The sequence below is a fragment of the Oryzobacter faecalis genome, assembly GCF_046764005.1.
GTDB classification, from domain to species: domain Bacteria; phylum Actinomycetota; class Actinomycetes; order Actinomycetales; family Dermatophilaceae; genus Oryzobacter; species Oryzobacter faecalis.
In genome coordinates this window covers 1-4349 of record NZ_JBKOFW010000019.1, presented here as the reverse complement: position 1 = coordinate 4349, position 4349 = coordinate 1, and the positions used below count along the sequence as shown (strand labels likewise).

At 67.2% G+C, this 4349-nt stretch carries 4 protein-coding genes and 1 pseudogene; 3 read left to right on the top strand and 2 right to left on the bottom strand.

The features are described from left to right. Positions 1-278 (bottom strand): annotated as a pseudogene (locus ACK8HX_RS17720) (sugar ABC transporter permease); the annotation flags it as partial. A 207-nt stretch (positions 279-485) separates the two neighbouring features. Continuing rightward, positions 486-1847 carry an ABC transporter substrate-binding protein gene (locus ACK8HX_RS17715; RefSeq protein WP_411942041.1) on the bottom strand — a complete coding sequence of 454 codons (1362 nt, stop codon included), beginning with the start codon at positions 1845-1847 and terminating at the stop codon, positions 486-488. 278 nt (positions 1848-2125) lie between these two features. On the opposite strand from ACK8HX_RS17715, the gene ACK8HX_RS17710 reads away from it, so the two are divergent. From ACK8HX_RS17710 to ACK8HX_RS17700, 3 genes are all read left to right on the top strand, one after another. Beyond that, complete coding sequence (locus ACK8HX_RS17710) at positions 2126-2641, top strand: helix-turn-helix domain-containing protein (RefSeq protein WP_411942040.1); 516 nt, start codon at positions 2126-2128, stop codon at positions 2639-2641. Then, complete coding sequence (locus tag ACK8HX_RS17705) at positions 2641-3204, top strand: DUF6036 family nucleotidyltransferase (RefSeq protein WP_411942039.1); 564 nt, start codon at positions 2641-2643, stop codon at positions 3202-3204. The genes ACK8HX_RS17710 and ACK8HX_RS17705 overlap by 1 nt, the downstream gene beginning before the upstream one ends. A 405-nt stretch (positions 3205-3609) precedes the next feature. After that, positions 3610-4275: an IS110 family transposase gene (locus tag ACK8HX_RS17700; RefSeq protein WP_411942038.1), complete on the top strand. Its 666-nt coding sequence runs from the start codon at positions 3610-3612 to the stop codon at positions 4273-4275. Positions 4276-4349 lie beyond the last annotated feature (74 nt).

Below are 4349 nucleotides of genomic sequence, written 5' to 3'. Positions count from 1 at the left end.
ATGAGCACCGTCGCCACGATCGAGGGCCACAGGTTCCCCGACGTCAGCGCGGTCTTGAAGTTGTCCAGCCCGGTGAATCCCCGATCGTCGGGGTAGAGCAGGTTCCACCTCATCAGCGAGAAGCCGATGGTGACGAGGAACGGGACCTGGGTCAGGAGGACGAGGAAGATCACGGCCGGCAGGAGCAGCCCACGGCTGGTCCACGCGTCCTTGCGGTTGATCCGGCGCTTGTCGGTCGCCGTCCTCGCCTCGACCTGGTCGAGCTCGGTGGTGGTCATGCGCACTCCCTTGTGCGGTGCGTCGTGCGGCCCTGTCCCCGGTCGACCGGGGACCGGAATCCCCGTGTCAGGTGCTGGCGGCACGTGTCCTTCGGCCGCGCCTGCTCCAGAGTCGCTGCGTCCAGCAGTCAGGTGCCTGCTCCGACCCAACCCATACCGGCGGGCGCGGCTGGGTCGGAGCAGGGGACCTTGGGCGGTCTAGCGGGCTCAGCCCTTCTGCTTCGCTCCGGCCGCCTCCGCGAGCGACTGGCACTTCGAGAGCGCGTCGTCGACCGAGGTGCGGTTGGCGATGTAGTCGGCGATCAGCTGGGCGCACTGGTTGCCGACGTCCTGGTACTCGGGGATCGAGACGTACTGGATGCCGACCCATGACTGTGGCGTCAGTCCGGGCTGCTTCGGGTTGACCGCGCTCATGACCTCGAGCGTGAGCGGCGCATACGCCGCCGCGGCCTCCTTGTACTCCGGGATCTCGTACGTCGAGGTGCGGGCACCCGGCGGGACGTTGCTCCAGCCGATCTTCTCGCCGACGAGCTGGTGGTACTCCTTGCTCGTCGCCCACTTGACGAACTTGATCGCGGCGTCCTTGTTCTTCGTCGAGGCCGGGACCGCGAGGTTCCAGCTCCACAGCCAGCCCGACTCCTTGGTCTTGTTCACGGGCATGTGGGCGTAGCCCATCTTCCCCTTGACCGGCGAGTCGGACGCCTCGAGCATCGACGCGGCGACGGAGGCGTCGGCCCACATCGCGGCCTTGCCCTCCTTCAGGGCGGTGAGGCACTCGTTGAACGAGTACGACACCGGGTCCTTCTGACCCGACTCGTCGAGCATCGTCTTGTAGAAGGTGACGGCCTCCTTCCACTCCGGGGTGTTGACCGTGGCGTTCCACTTGTCGTCGTACCAGGCGCCGCCGAAGGTCTGCACGACCGTGGTCAAGGGACCGAACAGGTCGCCCCAGCCCGGCTTGCCGCGCATGCAGATCCCGGACTGCTTGGGCGAGTTCATCTTCTTGGCCGCGTCGGCAACCTCCTGCCACGTGGGGTTCTCGGAGAAAGTCACCCCAGCAGCCTTGGCGGACTCCTTGTTGTACATGAGGATCGAGGACTCGCCGTAGAACGGAACCGCGAACAGCTTGCCCTCGTACGTGTTGACGTCACGGACCGGGGGGAGGATGTCGTCCACGTCGTAGGAGCTGTCCTTCGACAGATCCGGCGTGAGGTCCACGAGCCAGCCGTTCTTGCCCCACTGAGGGGTCTCGTACGCCCCGATGGTGACGATGTCGTACTGACCGGCCCCGCTCGCGACGTCCGCGGTCACGGCAGAGCGCAGGTCGCCCTCCTCCATGACCTGGAAGTTGACCTTGGTCCCGGGGTTCGCGTTCTCGTACTCGGTCTTGAGCTTCTCCATGTCCTTCATCTGGCCGTTGTTCACGGTGGCCAGGTTGAGGGTGACGTTGCCGCCGGCCGCCCCAGATCCGTCTCCCGAGGAGACGTTGCCGGACGAACAGGCGGCAAGAGCGACGACCGTGACAAGAGCGCCCGCGCCCACAGCCAGCCGGCTTCTCTCAATCAACATGCTTCCAACTCCTTTGTTGCTGTCGTGGCCCCGCCCGAGAGCGCCGACCTCGGCTCATCCCGATTGGGCATGACAGGCAGTGGACCGCGGCGCAACGCGTTGCGCAATGCGTCGCCTAAGCTTGAGAGGTAACAACCGGATAACGACGCGGAGGTGCCCTGCACATTGCGCCCAACACACTTGAGGGGCGACGGGGTGAGACCGCCACCGGGGGCTCCCCCGAAACCGCCCCAAGCAGTCGAACGACTCATAGTAGGAATTGCTATACTCAATCCTCGATGGCTACGCGTGGAGAACTCCTTGGCGAGGTGATGTCAGAGACCGGCACCACCCAGTCCCGCTTGTCCCGACTCAGCGGGGTGCACCAGCCGAGCATCAGTCAATACGTGTCCGGTCGCACCGAGCTCAGCGACGAGATGCTCGACCGGCTCCTGGAGTGCATGGGCCGTCGCCTCGAGGTCACCCGTCGAACCGTCCAGCCTGAGCTCACGCGCTCCGAGCGTCGCTCGTGGAGACTGCACCAGCAGCTCTCACTCGATCTGTCTCCGCAGACCCTGGAGGACTGGATCCCTCACATCGAGTCGCGACTCGAGCACCTCCGCACGCGCATCACGGGTCAGCCACACACCCGCAACCTCGAGCGCTGGACTCGCCTGGTCCACGATCGCGACGTACCGGGAATCCGCCGCACCCTCAACGGCCTCGACCGCGACAGCATCGAGATGCGTGAGGTCTCGCCACTGGGCGGCCTCCTCGGGGAGCAGGACCGCCTCAAGGTGCTGGCGACCCTCTGATGCGCCGCGACCAGCTCGAGCACGCGATCCGCACCGCCTGCCAGATCATCGGCGCCGAGGAAGTCATCGTCGTGGGCTCCCAGGCCATCCTCGGGTCGCTCACCGAGGATCGCCTGCCCGCAGCCGCGACCATGTCGCTCGAGGTCGACATCCTCCCCATCGCCGCCGACGAAGATACGACTGCCGCACTCGCCGACCAGATCGAGGGCGTTGCCGGCGAGTGGTCCCCATTTGAGGAGATGCACGGCTTCAGCATCGACGGCGTCAGCCTGGTCACCGCGGCCCTCCCCGACGGATGGCGAGACCGCCTCGTCAAGGTTCAGAGCGACAACACCGCTGCCATCGGCGGCCAGCCACGCTTCACCGGCTGGTGTCTCGAGCGCCACGACCTCTGCGTTGCCAAGCTCGTCGCCCTCCGCGAGAAGGACACCAACTTCGTCGCCGCACTCATCGACGCCGGGCTCGTCGATCCCCGGGTGATCGCCAAACGGCTCGGCCACCTCGACGAACGCCACGGCGCCGCTGCCGAGCGCGCGCAGGGGTGGCTGGCCTCCTCGCTCTGAGGCACTTTCGCAGTCCTCGCTGACGAATCTCGCCGACATCGCTCGCCCGTATGGCAAGAGGCGACCCTTCCGCCCTGCCCGCACGTGACGTACGTCCCGACGTCGATCGCGCCCTCCTCTTCCGCCCTGACCGACCGCGCTGCGAGACCCACTACGAAAACTGACACACACCTCATGCATCTCGGGTTGGATGTTTCGTTGTGACGACTTGTCACGGCCCGTGACGCCACCGGGAAGGCCCGACCTTTTGCTGCCCACCGCTTCGGCGGTGAGGCCCTGGAGTGGTTGCCTCCCGGTGGCGTTCAGCGGTCGGTGCTGACGCCCAATAGAGGCGAGGGTTTGGTCCCACGAGATGCATGCGCGCACCGGCCCCACGGTCACCAACTGCAGGGACTGGAGGAGCTGATGTTCGCCGGGATCGACACCCACAAGGACACGCTGGCCGTCGCCGTGATCGACGCCGCCGGCAGGCAGCGCGCCGGCTGCGAGGTACCCAACACCGAGCAAGGGTTCACCGTGCTGGCCGAGCTGTTCACCCGCCACCGCGTCACCCGGATCGGGATCGAAGGCTCGGGCGCGTTCGGTCGCGCCGTCGCGGTCCACCTCGCCGTCAAGTGGGGCCACTCCCCCGACGTCGCCGTGGTCGAGGTCCCCTCGCTGATGACCTCGAGGGAACGCCACGGCCAGGTCGGCAAGGGCAAAACCGACCCGGTCGACGCGCTGGCCATCGCCCGGATCACCGCCCGCGAGGAGAAGCTGCCACCGGTGAAGCTGACCATCGGCCCGGCCGCGGACCTGCGCGCGCTGCTGGACTACCGCGAGGACCTCGTGACCGAGCGCGGAGCCCTGGTCTGCCGGGTCCACGCCGACCTGACCGGACTGTGTCCCGGGTACCAGCACCGCGTCCCGACCCTGACCACCCGTAGCCGCGTGCGGGAGGTGTTGGCGCTGCTCAGCGGGGACGACAGTGTCCGCGCCGTCCTCACCCGGCGCCGCCTCGAGCGAGTCATCGCCATCGACGCCGAGGTCGCCGCCCTCACCCGGGACATCACGTCCCTGGTCTCGTCCTGAACCGCCCCGGGTTCAGTGGAGAGTCAGGTGTCCTTCCTCGGCGATCGCCGGGGAGGGGTGTTGGGCAGCGTAGT

Coding starts and splice junctions, on each gene's coding strand:
- ACK8HX_RS17715 (WP_411942041.1), bottom strand. CDS start 1,847: ATGTTGATTGAGAGAAGCCGGCTGGCTGTGGGCGCGGGCGCTCTTGTC.
- ACK8HX_RS17705 (WP_411942039.1), top strand. CDS start 2,641: ATGCGCCGCGACCAGCTCGAGCACGCGATCCGCACCGCCTGCCAGATC.
- ACK8HX_RS17710 (WP_411942040.1), top strand. CDS start 2,126: ATGGCTACGCGTGGAGAACTCCTTGGCGAGGTGATGTCAGAGACCGGC.
- ACK8HX_RS17700 (WP_411942038.1), top strand. CDS start 3,610: ATGTTCGCCGGGATCGACACCCACAAGGACACGCTGGCCGTCGCCGTG.